Below are 15,760 nucleotides of genomic sequence, written 5' to 3'. Positions count from 1 at the left end.
CATGGGAGAGGAGGTCTCCCTCCGGTCTAGCGCCGCAGATCCGGCGGGGTCGCTTCCTTGACCAGTTCGGCGATTGCCTTGTCGAGCGGCAGCACCGACTGGGCCTGCGAGCCAAGGCGGCGGATCGAGACGGTGCGTTCCGCACCTTCCTTCTTGCCGAGGGCGAAGATCACCGGGGTCTTGGCGAGGGAATGCTCGCGCACCTTGTAGTTGATCTTCTCGTTGCGCAGATCGATCTCCGCGCGTAGCCCCGCCGCCCTGAGGGCCGCGACGACCTCCTGGGCATAATCGTCGGCGTCCGAGGTGATCGTGCACACCATGACCTGCTCGGGCGCCAGCCAGAGCGGGAAATGCCCGGCATGGTTCTCGATCAGGATGCCGAGGAAGCGTTCCATCGAGCCGCAGATGGCGCGGTGGATCATCACCGGTGTCTTCTTCTCGCCGTCCGAATCCACGAAGAAGGCGCCGAAGCGCTCCGGCAGGTTGAAGTCGACCTGCGTGGTACCGCACTGCCAGTCACGGCCGATGGCGTCCTTCAGGGTGTATTCGAATTTCGGGCCGTAGAAGGCGCCTTCGCCAGGGTTGATGCCGGTCTTGATGCGCCCGCCCGACTGCTCCTCGATCTGCTCGAGCACCCGCATCATCACCTCTTCGGCGCGATCCCAGAGCTCGTCGGATCCGACGCGCTTCTCCGGCCGGGTGGAGAGCTTGACCACGATCTCGTCGAAGCCGAAATCGGCATAGGTCGACAGGATGAGATCGTTGATCTTCAGGCACTCGGCCGCCATCTGCTCGTCGGTGCAGAAGATATGGGCATCGTCCTGGGTAAAGCCGCGCACGCGCATCAGGCCGTGCAGGGCGCCCGAGGGCTCATAGCGATGCACGGCGCCGAACTCGGCCAGGCGCATCGGCAAGTCGCGATAGGACTTCAGGCCGTGCTTGAAGATCAGCAGATGGCCCGGGCAGTTCATCGGCTTGATGGCGAAGACGCGTTCGTCCTCGGTCTCGTCGCCGGCGGACTTGGCCATGAACATGTTCTCGCGATACCAGCCCCAATGGCCGGAGATCTCCCACAGATGCTTGTCGAGCAGCTGAGGCGCGTTGACCTCCTTGTAGTCGGCCTTCAGGCGCCGGCGCATATAGGCGATCAGCTCCTGGAATATCGTCCAGCCCTTGCCGTGCCAGAACACCACGCCCGGGCCTTCCTCCTGGAAATGGAACAGGTCCATCTCGCGTCCGAGGCGGCGATGGTCGCGCTTCTCGGCTTCCTCGATCTGCTTGAGATAGAGGTCGAGCTCCTCCTGGTTGCGCCAGGCGGTGGCATAGATGCGGGTCAGCATCGGATTGTTGCTGTCGCCGCGCCAATAGGCGCCGGCCACCTTCATCAGCTTGAAGGCGGTGCCGATCTGGCCGGTCGAGACCATATGCGGGCCACGGCAGAGATCGAACCAGTTGTCCTGGTAGTAGATCTTCAGATCCTGGTCGGCGGGGATCGCCTCGACCAGCTCGACCTTGAACTTCTCGCCCTTGTCGGCGAAGACCTGCCTGGCCTTGTCACGGCTCCATATCTCGCGGGTGAAGGGAGCGTTGCGGGCGATGATCTCACGCATCTTCGCTTCGATCTTCGGAAAGTCTTCCGAAGAGAAAGGTTCGGCGCGATAGAAGTCGTAATAGAAGCCGTTCTCGATCACCGGGCCGATGGTGACCTGAGTGTCGGGCCAGAGCGACTGCACGGCCTCGGCCATGACATGGGCTGCATCGTGCCGGATCAGCTCCAGGGCTTCCGGGCTCTCGCGGGTGACGATCTCGATGCGGGCATCGCGACCGATCTCCTCCGCGAGGTCGGTCAGCACCCCGTCGAGCTTCATGGCGATGGATTTCTTGGCGAGGGATTTGGAGATGCCCTCGGCAACGGCCTTGCCGGTCACGCCGGCATCGTAGGAACGCTGATTGCCATCGGGAAAAGTCAAAACAGGCATAGTTTTCTCCAGGCTCACTCCTGCCAACCAAGCAGGTAAGCGATTTCAGGTGATATAGGAGAGGCTACTGCCCCTCATCGCAGGTAAAAGGCCGTCGGCGGCCATAGCGCCACGGTCTATACCAGCTCGTGTCGGCGGGCAATCGTTCCGGCACGGGATCGAGGCCCGATCCGCCCCAGGGATGGCAGCGGCAGATCCGAAACAAGCCCATCCATCCGCCCGCCCACACGCCATGGCGCTCGATCGCCTCGTCGGCAAATTCCGAGCAGCTCGGAAAATAGCGGCATTGTCGCCCGATCAGGGCCGACAACGTGACCTGGTAGGTACGGATGACGAGATGTGCGGCAGTGCGGGGCCAGGTCATGACGAGATGCGACAGGGGTGAGAGCCTCCGGCCGGAATCGAAATCAAAGCTCGAGGGCGATGTCGGTCTGGAAGGTCTCGACGATCTCGATCATGCGCCGGACCTGGTCGAAGGCCGATTGCAGCCTTTCCTCCAGCTCGATGAGTTCGTTGAGGGAGGTGACGGTGAACTTGGTTCCGCGCAGGAATTCGCTGCGCTTGAGGGAAAGACTACGGTCCGCCCAGATGGATTTATAGGCGAGCACCAGTTCGTCGGGATAGCCCTTGAACAAGGCGACGAGATCCTTGTCCGTCTCTATGCGACTATGAACCTCGAACTTCTTGCCGCCGATCAACCCCGACTTGACGTTTCGCCGCAGGATCAGTTTCAACATGGGCGCCCCCGTCTTTACCTAGAGCAAAGCGCGTTCAAGCGTGAACGACTATTTACTCTAACTCCTTGTTCTCAAGCCAATCCAAAGGATTGGCTAAGGCGTCTTTGCGATTCTTGGTGATTCCACCAAATCGTAAAACGTTCCGAACACGATGCTCATTTCCGGAAAAACCGGCAAGTTCAAGAGCAGAATGGGGCTTTTCCGTCATAATTCGCAAGGGGCAGGGCGAATCCTGAGGTCGTGGGCTTCCTGGCTGCTCCGGAAAATGCCCAAATCGGAGTGTCGACCTTCAGGTCGACATCATCCAACGGCTCCGTTTCCGAGAATGTCGATCTGGAGATCGACACTCCTTTTCGAGCCTTACTCCGCCGCCTTCGCTTCGATGCTGTCGAAAGCGGAGACCACCGCATCGAAAGTGAGCAGCGTGGAGGCGTGACGGGCCTTGAAGTCGCGCACCGGTTCCAGCACAGCAGCTTCGGCAAAACGGCCTTCGGGGGGCGGGCCGTTCTCCTTGAGCATGCGGCGCATCGCCTCGCGCGCCTGCCGCAATTCGTCGGCGCTCGCGCCGATGATATTGCGGGCCATGATGGAGGAGGAGGCCTGTCCGAGAGCACAGGCCTTCACGATATGGGCGAAATCGGAGACCTTGCCGTCTTCAACCGCCAGCTCGACCGAAACGGTGGAGCCGCACAGTTTGGAATGGGCCGTGGCTGCGGCATCTGCGCGCGGCAGATGGCCGATACGCGGAATATTGGCTGCCAATTCGAGGATACGTTTATTATAGACGTCGTCGAGCATGGGTGGACGCTTGATTGAATGCGCTTCGCTCTCAACTATATAGGCATGAATGGGTCGGTTGGGGAGGGGTGTTCTCCAGGCCGGTATGATCTAAACCCGCAAGGCCGATTTTTGACGGTCTGCCTTGGCGGTGGGAGTAGCTTTTGATGGATGCACTGGTGGATAAGCCTGCGGCCAAGTTGGAACGCGACGACGTCGCCCGCACCCCTATGCCTCGCCCGACGCGCAAGGAGGCCGAAGCCGCCGTGCGGACGCTGATCCAATGGGCCGGCGACGATCCCGATCGCGAAGGCCTGATCGACACGCCCAAACGGGTGGTCAAGGCCTGGCGCGAGATGTTCAAGGGCTATGAGCACGATGCCGGCGAAGAACTCGACACCATCTTCGAGGAAGTCGGCGGCTATGACGACATGGTGCTGGTGCGCGACATCCCCTTCTACTCGCATTGCGAACACCACATCGTGCCGATCCTGGGCCATGCCCACATTGCCTATTATCCGAGCGGCGGCGTGGTCGGCCTCTCCAAGCTGGCACGCGTGGTGGAGATCTATGCCCGGCGCCTGCAGACGCAGGAGCATCTCACCGCCAACGTCACCCAGGCCATCGAGGAGCGCCTCAAGCCTCGGGGACTGGCCGTGATGCTGGAGGCCGAGCATATGTGCATGGCCATGCGCGGCATCCAGAAACAGGGCGTTTCCACGGTGACGACCGGCTTTACCGGCATCTTCAAGTCGGAGCCGCAGCAGCAGATGCACTTCCTGTCCCTGGTACAGCGCGCCTACAAAGCACGCTGAGCGACACCCGACGGCGGCACTGCTCGTCACGAGCGCTGTCGTTCGGCGTTCGAGCGTCTTATTCCCTTTATGAGTCGTGCTGCACGCTGGCGCGCGTGTGGCATGGATCGTGCACGGGTTGGGGCAGCCATGTCTCGAAGGAGTACCGATGATGCTGCAATCGACTGAGCTCAAAACGCTGTTCCCGAAGGCCGAGGACATTCCTGTCGAGTTTCGCCTTCCGGGCGAGATCCATCAGGATTGCGTTCTGGTGAACGGCGAGTTGCTAGCATGGACCGGCGAGAAGCAGAGCGTGATCTCACCCATTCACCTGCGCGATGGGGAAGGGCGCTTACTGCCGGTCACCCTCGGCTCGGTGCCCGTCGGCGGCATCCCGGAGGCCGATGCCGCGCTCGCGGCGGCGGTCGGCGCCTATGACAATGGCCGCGGCGCCTGGCCGACGATGCGGGTCGCCGATCGCATCACCTGCATGCTCGATTTCATCCGCCAGATGGTGGCGCGTCGCAGCGAGATCGTGCGGCTGATCATGTGGGAGATCGCCAAGTCATTGCCGGATGCCGAGAAGGAGTTCGATCGCACCGTCGACTATATGCGCGCCACCGTCGATGCCGTGCGCAATCTCGACAATGAGAATTCACGCTTCCAGATCGTCGAGGGCACCATCGGGCAGATCCGCCGCACGCCCCTCGGCGTCGTGCTGTGTATGGGCCCCTACAACTATCCCCTGAACGAGACCTTCGCCACGCTGATCCCGGCCCTGATCATGGGCAACACCCTGGTATTCAAGCCGCCGCGCTTCGGTGTCCTGCTGTTCGAGCCCCTTCTGGAAGCATTCCGCAGCGCCTTCCCGGCGGGTGTGGTCAATTTCGTCTATGGCAAGGGCGCGGAAATCGTGCCGCATCTGCTGGAATCCGGCAAGGTGAATGCACTCACCCTGATCGGTTCCAGCAAGGTCGCCGACCATCTCAAGAAGTTGCATCCCAAGACCAACCGCCTGCGCGCCATTCTCGGCCTCGATGCCAAGAATGCCGCCATCGTGCTCGCCGATGCCGATCTGGAACTGGCGGTGAAGGAATGCCTTGCCGGGGCGCTGTCCTTCAACGGCCAGCGCTGCACCGCGCTGAAGATGCTGATCGTGCACCGCTCCATCGTCGATCGTTTCCTGCAGCGCTTCACCGAGGAGCTTGCCAAGCTCAGGATCGGCATGCCCTGGGACAAGGGCGTCAGCATCACGCCACTGCCCGACAGGGCCAAGGCCGAATACATGATGGCCTGCGTCGAGGATGCCGTGGCCAAGGGGGCCAGGGTGGTCAACGAAGGCGGCGGGGACGAGGTCGAGACATTGTTCCGGTCGGCCGTGGTTTATCCGGTGGCGGAGGGCATGAAGCTCTATCGCGAGGAGCAGTTCGGGCCGATCGTGCCGGTGATGCCCTTCGACGACATCGAGACGGCGCTGGACTACGTCATCACTTCCGAGCACGGCCAGCAGGTCAGCATCTTTTCGACCAGCGCGGATGACATCGGCACGCTGGTGGATCCGCTGGTGAACCAGGTCTGCCGGGTCAACATCAACTGCCAGTGCCAGCGCGGGCCGGACATCCTCCCCTTCACCGGCCGCAAGGATTCGGCGGAGGGTACGCTCTCTGTCACCGATGCGCTGCGGTCCTTCTCGATCCGTTCGATGATCGCCGCCAAGCAGACCGAGCCCAGCAAGAAACTGCTCGACGAAATCACGCGCAGCCACAAGTCGAAATTCATCCATACGGACTTCATCTTTTGAGCCCTACGCGTTTCCCGCCACCCGTCCCATGAGTATCAGCATGACGACCTCGTTCCCTGCGCCCGGCGACAAGGCCTCCCTGGAAGAAGGCCTTGTCTTCACGCCGAAATTCGACCGCGATGGCCTGATCACGGTGGTGACGCTCGGTGCCGAGCATGGAGAGGTGCTGATGGTCGCGCATATGAATGCCGAATCCCTGGCCCGCACGCTGGAGACCGGCGAGGCCTGGTACTGGTCGCGATCGCGCCAGGCGCTCTGGCGTAAAGGCGAAACGTCAGGCCAATTGCAGCGCGTGGTGGAATTGCGCACCGATTGCGACCAGGATGCCCTGATCATGCGCGTCGAGGTCGGCGGCGATGGCGGCTGTTGCCACACCGGCCGCCATTCCTGCTTCTACCGTGTGGTCAAGGGCGATGATGGCGGGCCGGCACGGCTGGTGATGGCGGAGTGACCGCCCTCATTTCTCCACGAAAGCCTTGAGCCGGGCGAAGGCGGCATCCCATTGTGCGGATACCTCGTCGAGGTAGGAGCGCGCGGCCTCGATCTGCTCGGGGCGGTAGGCAAACTGCGTCTCGCGCCCGACACGAAGGCTCGAGACCAGACCCGCTCCTTCCAGGACGTGGAGATGCTTGGTGATGGCCTGGCGCGTCAGGCGCGTATCGGTCGACAGTTTGGCGATCGATTGCGCCTGTCCGCTGCTGAGCCGGCCGAGCAAGGAGAGCCGGGTCGGATCTCCCAATGCCGCGAAAGTCGCCGCGTGATCCTGGGTCGGTGGAGCGATATCAAGTCTCGACATAGGCTTTGATGTTCTTCATCTGCTCTTCCCAGCCGCCATCATTCATCCGGAACGCTTCGGCCCGGCGGTGGGCGGGAATGGCACCGAAGCCCGACTCGATACCGATCAATTGAGTTCCCGTCGCCGTCGGGCGCAAATGGAATTCCACCAGGGTTGGGGTTTCCTTGGAATAGTCGACGTCCGGATCGACGGCGTAGGGATGCCAGGTGAAGGAGAACAGGCGAGGCTTGTCCATGCTGACGACCTTGGCTTCCCACACGACATGCTCATAGCCGGGATAGGTGATGCGGCCGCGCGAGATCTGGCCGGGCACGAAAGGCCCATCCAGCTTGACCCGGAACCAGGTGCCGAATTCCTCGTGATCGGTCAGGGCACGCCACACCCGCTCGATGGGCGCGTTCAGCTCGATGGTCTTTTCGATACGATCTGACATAATTGCAACCTCCTGGTTGCGCATCTATGTCAGATCGTAATGATTTATGCAACCTTTCGGTTGCTTGATATGTCAACCGGTCCGTTTCATGCTCAGCACGGCGAAAAAGCTGATGATCGCCGCTGCGCTGACATAATAGCCCACCCAGGGCAGGCCGCCCTGCTGCAGCAGGATCTGGGCCAGATAGGGCGCGAGCGAGGCGCCCAGGATGCCGCCGAGATTATAGGCGCTGGAGGCGCCGGTGTAGCGCACCTTGGTGGGGAACAGGTCTGGCAGTAAGGCTCCGAGTGGCGCGAAGGTCAGTCCCATCAGCGCGAGCGACAGCGACAGGAAGACGAGGACCTCGAAGCTGTTGCCGCTGCCAAGCAGGATGGGCAGGCAGAAGCCCGAGGCCGCCGCCAGCGCGCTGGAGATCAGCAAGACGGGGCGAGCCCCGAAACGGTCGGACAAGGCGGCGGAGATCGGGGTGGCGATCGCCATGAAGATGACGGCAATGCAGAGCAGGCCAAGGAAATCGCTGCGCGAAATATGCAGCGCATTGACGCCATAGCCCAGGGCAAAGACGGTGGAGATGTAGAACAGGGCGTAGCACACCACGATGGCGAGGGAGCCCTGGATCAGGGGTACCCAATGGTCCCGGAGCACCTCGAGCAAGGGCACCTCGACGCGCTCGTTGCGGGCCATGGCCTCGCGAAATTCCGGCGTTTCGCTGATGGAGACGCGCAGATAGAGGCCGATCGCCACCAAAGCGGCGCTGATCAGGAAGGGGATGCGCCAGCCCCAGGAGAGGAAGCTTGCCTCGTTGAGGAACATCAGGAGGACCAGGAACAGGCCATTGGCCATGAAGAAGCCGATCGGCGGTCCGAGCTGGGGGAACATGCCGAACCAGGAACGCCGTCCCTGCGGGGCATTCTCGGTTGCGAGCAGGGCGGCACCGCCCCATTCGCCGCCAAGGCCGATGCCTTGGCCGAAACGCAGGATGCACAGCAGCAGGGGGGCCAGGAAGCCGGCCTGTTCATAGGTCGGCAGTGCGCCGATCAGCGTGGTCGACAGGCCCATCACCAGCATGGAGGCCACGAGCGTCGATTTGCGCCCGATGCGGTCACCGAAATGGCCGAACAGGATCGAGCCGATCGGCCGGGCAAGAAAGGCGATGCCGAAGGTGAGGAAGGCGTTGAGGGCCTGTGAACCGGGAGCGGTCGACGGGAAGAAGGTCTGCCCGATCACCAGGGCAGCGGCCGTTCCATAGATGTAGAAATCGTAGAACTCGATCGTGGTGCCGACCAGGCTCGCCAGAACGATGCGACCTATTCCGCCCGGCACTGCCTGGGCACCACCGGAGCCTGCAGCCGAGTTGGCTTCAGCGTTTCCTGCCATGTTATTTTCCGTCTATTAATTGTGAAATATCGCGAGAGACCTGATTCGGCAGAAGGGCCGAAGCATTCGCGTTATCGCGCCGGGCGCCCGGAAGTGAAACAGGAAACGCAGATGTCTGCCAAAGATGATGTGACGATCGCTTTCTATGCTGAACAGGCGACTGCCTACACCACGCGGGGACAAGTGGCACAGAAACGGCGCCTCGATCAGTTTCTGTCTCATATCGCTCCGGGCGGAGCCATCCTGGAACTTGGCTGTGGTGCAGGACAGGACAGCGAATACATGCTGGCCAGTGGCTTCGACGTCACGCCGACTGATGGTACGCCGGAAATTGCGCATGCCGCCGCCCGGCGGCTCGGCCGGCCGGTCGATGTCCTGCTGTTCGAGGCGATCGACGCTGTCGGGATCTATGACGGTGTCTGGGCCAATGCCTGCCTGCTCCACGTGCCGCGCACCGATCTGCCCGCGGTCATCGGCAGGATCCATCGGGCGCTGAAGCCCGGCGGCGTTTTCCACGCCAGCTTCAAGGCCGGCGAGGCGGAGGGCAGGGACCAGTTCGGCCGCTATTACAATTATCCTTCGGCGGGCTGGCTCGAGCAGGCCTATCGGCCCGGCCCCTGGGAGAGCGTCGCGATCGAGGCCGCCAAGGGCGGCGGCTATGACAACAAGCCGACCGACTGGCTCTTCATCCTGGCCCGCAAGGCCGGACACTGACATAGCGCGGCGCGCCGATCATAGGGCACCGATAGCCGAGGCTATACTACTTGCTCTGGCCTTACGGCAGCTTCCGGGAGTAGGGACCTCGCATCGGCACAGACCTTTGCGGAGGCGCTGCGCATGAACCAGGAACCATCATGAATCGTGCCCAGAAAGCCGCCCTTGCCAGTGCCGGCGTCGGCCTCGTCGTTCTTGCGCTGAAGTTCGGCGCCTATTGGCTGACGGGCTCGCTCGCGCTCTATTCGGATGCGCTGGAGAGCATCATCAACGTGGTCGCGGCGGGCGCCGCCTTCATCGCGCTGCGAGTGGCCTCCAAGCCTGCCGATGGCGGCCATCCCTATGGGCATCACAAGGCCGAATATTTTTCCGCCGTGATCGAGGGCGTGATGATCGTGCTGGCGGCGATCCTCATCCTGATCAAGGCCTATGACGGCATTCTCGCACCCAGGCCGTTGGATGCGCCTGCATTGGGCCTGGCAGTGAATGCCGTGGCGACTGCGATCAATCTCGGTTGGGCGGTGACTCTGCTGCGCTGGGGCCGGACCTGGCGCTCGCCGGCCCTGGTCGCCGATGGCCGGCACGTGATGACCGACGTCTGGTCGTCCGGCGGTGTCCTGATCGGCGTCGCCCTCGTGGCCGTGACGGGCTGGCTGATCCTCGACCCGATTCTGGCGGCGATCGTCGCCGTCAACATTCTGTGGTCGGGCTGGGTGATGATCCGCGACTCCGTCTCCAGCCTGATGGATGCCTCCGCGCCGCCGGAAATCCTCGACCAGATCGCCAAGATCATCGCCACCCACAGCGAGGGCGCCCAGGAGGCCCACGATGTCAGGACCCGCCAGGTCGGCAGCATCATCTTCATCGATTTCCATCTGGTGGTGCAGGGCACGATGTCGGTGACCGAATCGCATGCCATCTGCGACCGCATCGAACTGGCGCTCCGCCAGGCGATCGAGGGTGCGCGGGTGACCATCCATGTCGAGCCGGAGGAGAAGGCCAAGCACAAGGGCGTGCCCGTCCTGCTGGCCTCCTGAGACAAGTGCTCCGCGATCAGGTCTCGCGCGCCTGCCGCAGCATGGCGCGCACGATCACCCGGTGGAAAGGCAGCACGGCGGCGAGATAGGCGCGCCCGAGGCGGTTGTGGGTCAGGACGAGCGTGGTGAGCGTGACGCGCTGGCGCTCGAGGCGTGGCGATACGTCGACGATCACCCGAAAGTCGAGATGCCTGTCGTCGAAGCCGGCGACCAGCCGGTCCGGTGTCTGGCTGAGGACGGGAAAGATGCCGAGGACGCCTAGGCCCGCCGCTGAGGACGGCGGGCGGGTATGCAGGCCAAGGGGAGCGACGACGAGGTTCCTGAGAGCCAGAAGCGCAGCGATCCAGCGCGGTGAGCGGGCCATGATGCGCTCGGCGGCCCGTCTTGCGTCGAGTTTTGGCGGAGCCATGTCCAGCGCATAGGCGTCGGCGAACTGTGCGCCGGGAAGAAGGCTGGTGAGACCCTTGTCGGGCGTGACGGCGATGGTCTTCATGGAAACGATGCTCCACGCGCTCCAGGATCTCGGCAGAACGAAGCGATGACGCGGAGTATAGAGCCGCCGAGGACGAGGGGCGCGTGCTGCGATGTCGCACGCGCCCGCAATGCTCAGACCATGTCAGGCAGGGGAGCTTCTTCCGGCGCCGGTGCCGAAGGCAGCACGATGACCTTGGTGCCCGTCGGCACGCGGTTATAGAGATCGATGATATCCTGGTTCATCAGACGGACGCAGCCCGACGACACCTTGGTGCCGATGGTGGCCGGATTGGTGGTGCCATGCAGGCGATAGAGCGTGTCGCGGCCGTCGCGGTAGAGATAGAGCGCGCGGGCGCCGAGCGGGTTGTCGACACCGCCGGGCATGCCGTTGCGATAGGGTTCGTTCAGTTCCGGATCGCGCCGGATCATGTCGGGCGTGGGGGTCCAGCGCGGCCATTCGGCCTTACGGGAGATGGTGGCTTCGCCCTGGAAATTGAACGCCTCGGTCTTGCCGACGCCGACGCCGTAGCGGATCGCCCTCCCGTTCTCCTGGACGAGATAGAGGAAGCGCTGATTGGGATCGACGACAATGGTGCCGGGCTGCTCCGCGGTCTCGTAGGGAACTTCGCGGCGCCAATATTTCGGCGGCACCTTGGCAAGGTTCACGGCCTGAACGGGAAAGCGATCATCCTCGATGCCTCCGTAGAGGGAGACATAGTAGGGATCAGGTGTAAAGGCCGCTTGCTGCAAATTGGCATTTCTCTGGCCACCTCTCGTTGCGCAACTGGCAAGAAAAAGCGGTGCGCCCAGAAGAAGTATGCGTCGCGTCAGTATCATCTCAACCCCGAATATCCAGTACCGTGTTCCAATGGCGGCTATCAGCCAGCAAATCTGAGGAGCGGTTGCTCCAATGAATTGGGCGATAGATGCGCATTGCGGCAGGATTGCGCATTGAAGCGAGACACAAGGACGTGATCGGCAAAAGCGCACGCAACTGTGATCGAATGGCAACAGAATTGCGCCTGGCAGCTGGTATTTCGCCTCTTCGGCCACTGCCCGTGCTTGGGGGCGGCGTGAAACAGCCGAAGACGCGGCCCTTGTCAGGCCCAGGGTGCTTGACCCGAGCATCCAGTGGCCCCGCTCTCTTCCTCATCCGGAAGGGGTTGGATTGCCGGGACAAGCCCGGCAACGACAAAGGTCGAGCCATTCGATGCGATTATTTCGCGCCGCACCCTCAGCGGGCGATCACCTCGACATCGCCATCATGGCCGGCCTTGACATCGAACTCGCGCGTATAGACCCGGCCTTCGTGGCGGGCCACCACGGTATAGTTGCCCTCGGCCAGGATCAGGGAGGGAAAGGCGCCGATGGATTCGCGGATGACGTCGCCGCCCGGCGTCAGGACCGACCAGGCCGTGTTGGCGATCGCCTCGCCCCCGGCCTGGCTCACCAGCTTCAGCGTCAGCGTCGCCGCCATCTGGTGGAAGGTGGCTTCCGTCAGTTTGCCGGCGCCGATCGAGATTTCGGCGGAGACGGTGGCGTTGGAATCGCCATAGGTGCATTCGACGAAATAGCGGCCCTCGGGCAGGCGCAGGATACTGGTGGCCGGAACGCCCTCGGCGATGAGGCGGCGCTCGCCGGTGGACTGGATCACCATGACGCGTGCGGTCAATTGCTCGGGCGGGATCGGCTTGTCGAGCACCGAGGCTTCGACCTGCAGGCCACCGGCCTTGATCACCAGGCCCTGCCGCACGGCTGCCTTGTCGACCTCGAATTCCTTGGTTGCAGCGGCGAGTCCATAGGCGGCATGCACGACGTAGCGCCCGGGTGCCAGTGAGAATTCGGGGGCTGGTTCGTCGGATTCGGCCATCTTCACCGCATCGGCCTCGCCCTTGCCGAGGCGGAATACCCGCCATTTCAGACCGGATGTGATCGGCGCGCCTTTTTCGGCAAAACTGGCGGAGAGTTCGACCTTGCGTGTGACAGCCGGTTCCTCGACCGCAGCCGGGGGCGCTGCCTGGGCAGGTGCCTGCGGCGCTGCCGCGGGGACGGCGGCAGGACTCGGCGGCGTCTGCGCGGCCGCGGGCACGGCCATCAGGGTGCCCGCCAGCAGGAGGACCGGAATCTTGAAGATCGAAGTCTTGGCAATCATGGCCGCCACGATTCACGGAAAGGCGGCGATTTCAAGCCCCATCTTCACCATGGTGTTCGCCACCGGCTACCTTGGGCGAGGATAGGGCATCGGGCAAGCCCTGGGCCTGGCGCTGGAGGCGCTCCGTCCGGGCGGCCGCCAGGATTGCGGCGAGCAGGCCGGGGAAGCGTGATTCGATGTCGTCGGCGCGTAGCGTGATCAGGCGATGCGTGCCCATTTGACGCGTACGCGTCAGGCCGGCCTCGCGCAGGCGAACATAGTGATAGGTCAAATTGGTCTTGGAACTCAGGCCGTTGAAGGCGGAGCAATTCTGCTCACCATCCTCGAAGAGGCCGAGGATGATGTCACGGCGAATGGGGTCGCTGAGCGCTTCGAGGACCGTCGTCAGTTCGATCTGGTCGGTCTCCGGATGAAAGATCGTCTTGGCCATGACAGGGAGATATCGACTGAATCCCATTTGTTCAAGAGTCATTGAACTCATTGACAGGGGCAGGGGTGAGTCCATAAGTTCAATAATTATTGAACTTATGGACTCACCATGTATCGGACCCTGACCTGGCTCGCACTGGGTGCCTTTGCCATCGGCAGTGAAGGCTTGATGATTGCCGGCATCCTGCCGCGCATCGCCGAGGATCTCGGCATTCCGGTCGGCCATGCCGGTCACCTCGTCACCATTTTTGCGCTCGCCTACGCGGTCGGCTCGCCCCTCATCGCGGTGGCGACGGCGCGTTGGGAACGCCGCACCCTGCTGATCACGGCCATGGTGGTGTTCAGTCTCGCCAATCTGGCGGCAGCCTTCGCCACCGGCTTTCTCACCTTGGCGGCAAGCCGTATCGTCCTGGCACTGTCGGCCGGGACCTTCATGCCGGCTGCCTTTGCCTATGGGGCGATGTCGGTCGAGCCCGCCAAGCGCGGGCGGGCCCTGTCCTTCATCTATACCGGCATGACCGTGGCGCTGGTGATCGGCGTGCCCTTGGGGACCGCCATCGCCGCACATCTGGGCTGGCGGGCGACGTTCGGCATGGTCGCCGCCATGAGCCTGCTGGTACTGGCCGGCATCGTCCTGAAGCTGCCGGCCGTTTCGGGGCCGCCGGCGCCGGGCCTCGCCGATCGCCTGGCCGTGGCGCGCCGTTCCGACGTGCTCGAAGTCATCGGACTGACGGTCGTGGTCTTGGCCGGTGCTTTCGGCGTCTACACCTTCATCGGGGCCTATCTCGAGACCGTGCTGGGCGCTTCTCCTGAGGCGGTTGCCGGCTTCCTGATCCTGGCAGGCCTGGCGGGGGCCGCCGGCAACACGCTGGGCGGCCATGCGGCCGACCGCTGGAACCACCGGCGCTTCCTCACCCTCGTCCTCACGGTGCTGGTCGTGAGTTTTGGCATCCTGCCACTGATCCCGGCCTTCTTGCCGGGGCTGGCCGGCTGGATCGGCGCAGGCCTGGTGCTGGTCCTATGGGGGCTTTTCGGCTGGGCTTTTCCGGCGGTGCAGCAGGTGCGCCTGCTCGCCATCGACCAGCGCCTGGCCTCGGTCGTGCTCGCCCTGAACGCCTCGGCGATCTATCTCGGCACCGCGGCCGGGGCGGCTGTCGGGGCCGTGGTGGTCGAACGCTATTCGGTTCAGGCCATCGGCTGGGTGGGAGCGGGCACCGAGGTGCTGGCACTCGCTTTCCTGCTGGCGACACCCTACCGCCCGGCCCGGGAGACGCCGGCGGGAGCGGAGGTCGGTGCCATCGCCCGCCAGGATGCGGCGGAATGACCCGGCCGCATCCCGATGAACGGGAGTGGACGACAATCTCCTTCTTATCAGAGAGATAGGCGCGATTGCGTGACGGCATCCCGCGATCGCCCGGTCGTAAAGATGGGGAGGACTCGGGCCGATCGCGCCGGAAGTCCTACCCAAGGCCTGTCGCAGGGCTTATGTGAGCGTTCGTCTCCTCGGGCAAGGCGCGTTCGATCAAAACGCCGCCTCGCTCCAACGCCGCGCCTGGACGCGGCTTTGCGATTTTCGGCGCAGGCGCTGGATCGCAATGCATTGGGAATGTACGCCATGGATGCCATCGAGCTTCTGAAGACCCGCCGGTCTGTGCCCCCTGCTATGTTGTCGGCGCCGGGACCGGACGCCGCCCAGCTCGAAACGCTGCTGGCCATCGCCACGCGCGTGCCGGACCATGGCAAGCTTCATCCCTGGCGTTTCGTGATCTATCAGGGCGCTGCGCGCGAGAAGGCAGGGCAGGTCGTCTATGACGCCTTCATGGCGGCCTGTCCCGATGCGGACGAAGCGGTCCGCAAGAAGGAATCGACGCGTTTTACCCTGGCGCCGCTGGTGATCGGCGTGGTCTCCACCGCCGCCAACCATGTGAAGATCCCGCTCTGGGAGCAGGAGCTGTCGGCGGGCGCGGTCTGCGAGAATCTGGTGATCGCCGCCCATGCGCTGGGCTTTGGTGCGAGCTGGCTCACCGGCTGGATGGCCTATGACGAAAGGGTGCTCGCCAAGCTAGGCATCGGCTCGCATGAAAAGCTCGCCGGCTTCGTGCATATCGGCACGCCCAGGGAAGCCGTGCCCGACCGGCCGCGTCCCAAGCTCGAAGATCTCGTCACTTACTATGGTCAAAATGCAGGTAATTAATTACCGTATAAGTAAGTAGCTGTTTTTGAAAGGAAAATTCAGAAGCTTGCTTGAAATATCGCGTTG

General features: G+C 63.1%; 18 protein-coding genes. 7 read left to right on the top strand and 11 right to left on the bottom strand.

Annotated elements, in window-relative coordinates; all coding sequences use genetic code 11:
* Positions 1-26: 26 nt before the first annotated feature.
* From thrS to ABXS05_RS05275, 4 genes are all read right to left on the bottom strand, one after another.
* Positions 27-1,979 carry a threonine--tRNA ligase gene (thrS, locus tag ABXS05_RS05290; RefSeq protein WP_367623165.1) on the bottom strand — a complete coding sequence of 651 codons (1,953 nt, stop codon included), beginning with the start codon at positions 1,977-1,979 and terminating at the stop codon, positions 27-29.
* A gap of 64 nt (positions 1,980-2,043) precedes the next feature.
* Positions 2,044-2,343, bottom strand: coding sequence for a membrane protein insertion efficiency factor YidD (gene yidD, locus ABXS05_RS05285; RefSeq protein WP_311935431.1), 300 nt, complete (start codon positions 2,341-2,343; stop codon positions 2,044-2,046).
* A gap of 43 nt (positions 2,344-2,386) precedes the next feature.
* On the bottom strand, positions 2,387-2,716 hold the full coding sequence (locus ABXS05_RS05280; RefSeq protein WP_311935428.1) for a hypothetical protein: 330 nt from the start codon (positions 2,714-2,716) through the stop codon (positions 2,387-2,389).
* A 360-nt stretch (positions 2,717-3,076) separates the two neighbouring features.
* Positions 3,077-3,514 (bottom strand): iron-sulfur cluster assembly scaffold protein, encoded by a 438-nt coding sequence (locus tag ABXS05_RS05275; RefSeq protein WP_311935426.1) that lies wholly within the window; start codon positions 3,512-3,514, stop codon positions 3,077-3,079.
* Positions 3,515-3,660: 146 nt separating this feature from the next.
* Between ABXS05_RS05275 and folE the strand changes: the two genes are divergently transcribed.
* The 3 genes from folE to hisI all read left to right on the top strand — a co-directional run bounded on the left by folE (position 3,661) and on the right by hisI (position 6,539).
* Positions 3,661-4,308, top strand: a complete 648-nt coding sequence (gene folE / locus ABXS05_RS05270) for a GTP cyclohydrolase I FolE (RefSeq protein ID WP_311935424.1) — start codon at positions 3,661-3,663, stop codon at positions 4,306-4,308.
* Positions 4,309-4,459: 151 nt separating this feature from the next.
* On the top strand, positions 4,460-6,088 hold the full coding sequence (locus ABXS05_RS05265; protein WP_367623164.1) for an NADP-dependent glyceraldehyde-3-phosphate dehydrogenase: 1,629 nt from the start codon (positions 4,460-4,462) through the stop codon (positions 6,086-6,088).
* 40 nt (positions 6,089-6,128) lie between these two features.
* Positions 6,129-6,539: a phosphoribosyl-AMP cyclohydrolase gene (hisI, locus tag ABXS05_RS05260; RefSeq protein WP_311935421.1), complete on the top strand. Its 411-nt coding sequence runs from the start codon at positions 6,129-6,131 to the stop codon at positions 6,537-6,539.
* Between the two features lie 6 nt (positions 6,540-6,545).
* On the opposite strand, the gene ABXS05_RS05255 is transcribed toward hisI, so the two are convergent.
* The 3 genes from ABXS05_RS05255 to ABXS05_RS05245 all read right to left on the bottom strand — a co-directional run bounded on the left by ABXS05_RS05255 (position 6,546) and on the right by ABXS05_RS05245 (position 8,694).
* Entirely contained in the window at positions 6,546-6,884 is a 339-nt protein-coding gene (locus ABXS05_RS05255; protein WP_367623163.1) for an ArsR/SmtB family transcription factor, read from the bottom strand.
* Positions 6,871-7,317: an SRPBCC family protein gene (locus ABXS05_RS05250; RefSeq protein WP_311935417.1), complete on the bottom strand. Its 447-nt coding sequence runs from the start codon at positions 7,315-7,317 to the stop codon at positions 6,871-6,873. Before ABXS05_RS05250 ends, ABXS05_RS05255 begins: the two co-directional genes overlap by 14 nt.
* Before the next feature lie 72 nt (positions 7,318-7,389).
* Positions 7,390-8,694: an MFS transporter gene (locus ABXS05_RS05245; protein ID WP_311935415.1), complete on the bottom strand. Its 1,305-nt coding sequence runs from the start codon at positions 8,692-8,694 to the stop codon at positions 7,390-7,392.
* Positions 8,695-8,805: 111 nt separating this feature from the next.
* Here ABXS05_RS05245 and ABXS05_RS05240 point away from each other — a divergent pair, with 111 nt between their 5' ends.
* The gene (locus ABXS05_RS05240) at positions 8,806-9,408 is read left to right on the top strand and encodes a class I SAM-dependent methyltransferase (protein ID WP_311935413.1); all 603 of its coding nucleotides are present in this window, start codon (positions 8,806-8,808) and stop codon (positions 9,406-9,408) included.
* Positions 9,409-9,548: 140 nt separating this feature from the next.
* The gene (locus tag ABXS05_RS05235) at positions 9,549-10,445 is read left to right on the top strand and encodes a cation diffusion facilitator family transporter (RefSeq protein WP_311935411.1); all 897 of its coding nucleotides are present in this window, start codon (positions 9,549-9,551) and stop codon (positions 10,443-10,445) included.
* 16 nt (positions 10,446-10,461) lie between these two features.
* Here the strand turns inward: ABXS05_RS05235 and ABXS05_RS05230 are convergent, their stop codons facing one another.
* The 4 genes from ABXS05_RS05230 to ABXS05_RS05215 form a co-directional block, all read right to left on the bottom strand.
* Positions 10,462-10,938 (bottom strand): DUF2867 domain-containing protein, encoded by a 477-nt coding sequence (locus ABXS05_RS05230; protein ID WP_311935409.1) that lies wholly within the window; start codon positions 10,936-10,938, stop codon positions 10,462-10,464.
* 113 nt (positions 10,939-11,051) lie between these two features.
* A complete protein-coding gene (locus tag ABXS05_RS05225; protein WP_311935407.1) occupies positions 11,052-11,756 on the bottom strand; it encodes a L,D-transpeptidase in 705 nt (234 codons plus the stop codon).
* Between the two features lie 397 nt (positions 11,757-12,153).
* A complete protein-coding gene (locus ABXS05_RS05220; protein WP_311935405.1) occupies positions 12,154-13,071 on the bottom strand; it encodes an RgsD C-terminal domain-containing protein in 918 nt (305 codons plus the stop codon).
* Between the two features lie 31 nt (positions 13,072-13,102).
* Positions 13,103-13,501, bottom strand: coding sequence for a helix-turn-helix transcriptional regulator (locus tag ABXS05_RS05215; RefSeq protein ID WP_311935403.1), 399 nt, complete (start codon positions 13,499-13,501; stop codon positions 13,103-13,105).
* 108 nt (positions 13,502-13,609) lie between these two features.
* Here ABXS05_RS05215 and ABXS05_RS05210 point away from each other — a divergent pair, with 108 nt between their 5' ends.
* Together ABXS05_RS05210 and ABXS05_RS05205 are read left to right on the top strand one after the other, a co-directional pair.
* Complete coding sequence (locus ABXS05_RS05210; protein ID WP_367623162.1) at positions 13,610-14,824, top strand: MFS transporter; 1,215 nt, start codon at positions 13,610-13,612, stop codon at positions 14,822-14,824.
* 291 nt (positions 14,825-15,115) lie between these two features.
* On the top strand, positions 15,116-15,694 hold the full coding sequence (locus ABXS05_RS05205; protein ID WP_311935399.1) for a nitroreductase family protein: 579 nt from the start codon (positions 15,116-15,118) through the stop codon (positions 15,692-15,694).
* Positions 15,695-15,760: the final 66 nt, after the last annotated feature.

Source organism: Labrys neptuniae (genome assembly GCF_040797145.1).
Taxonomy (GTDB): Bacteria; Pseudomonadota; Alphaproteobacteria; order Rhizobiales; family Labraceae; genus Labrys; species Labrys neptuniae.
The sequence above is the reverse complement of the archived record's forward strand: the minus strand, read 5'-3'. Positions and strand labels throughout refer to the sequence as shown.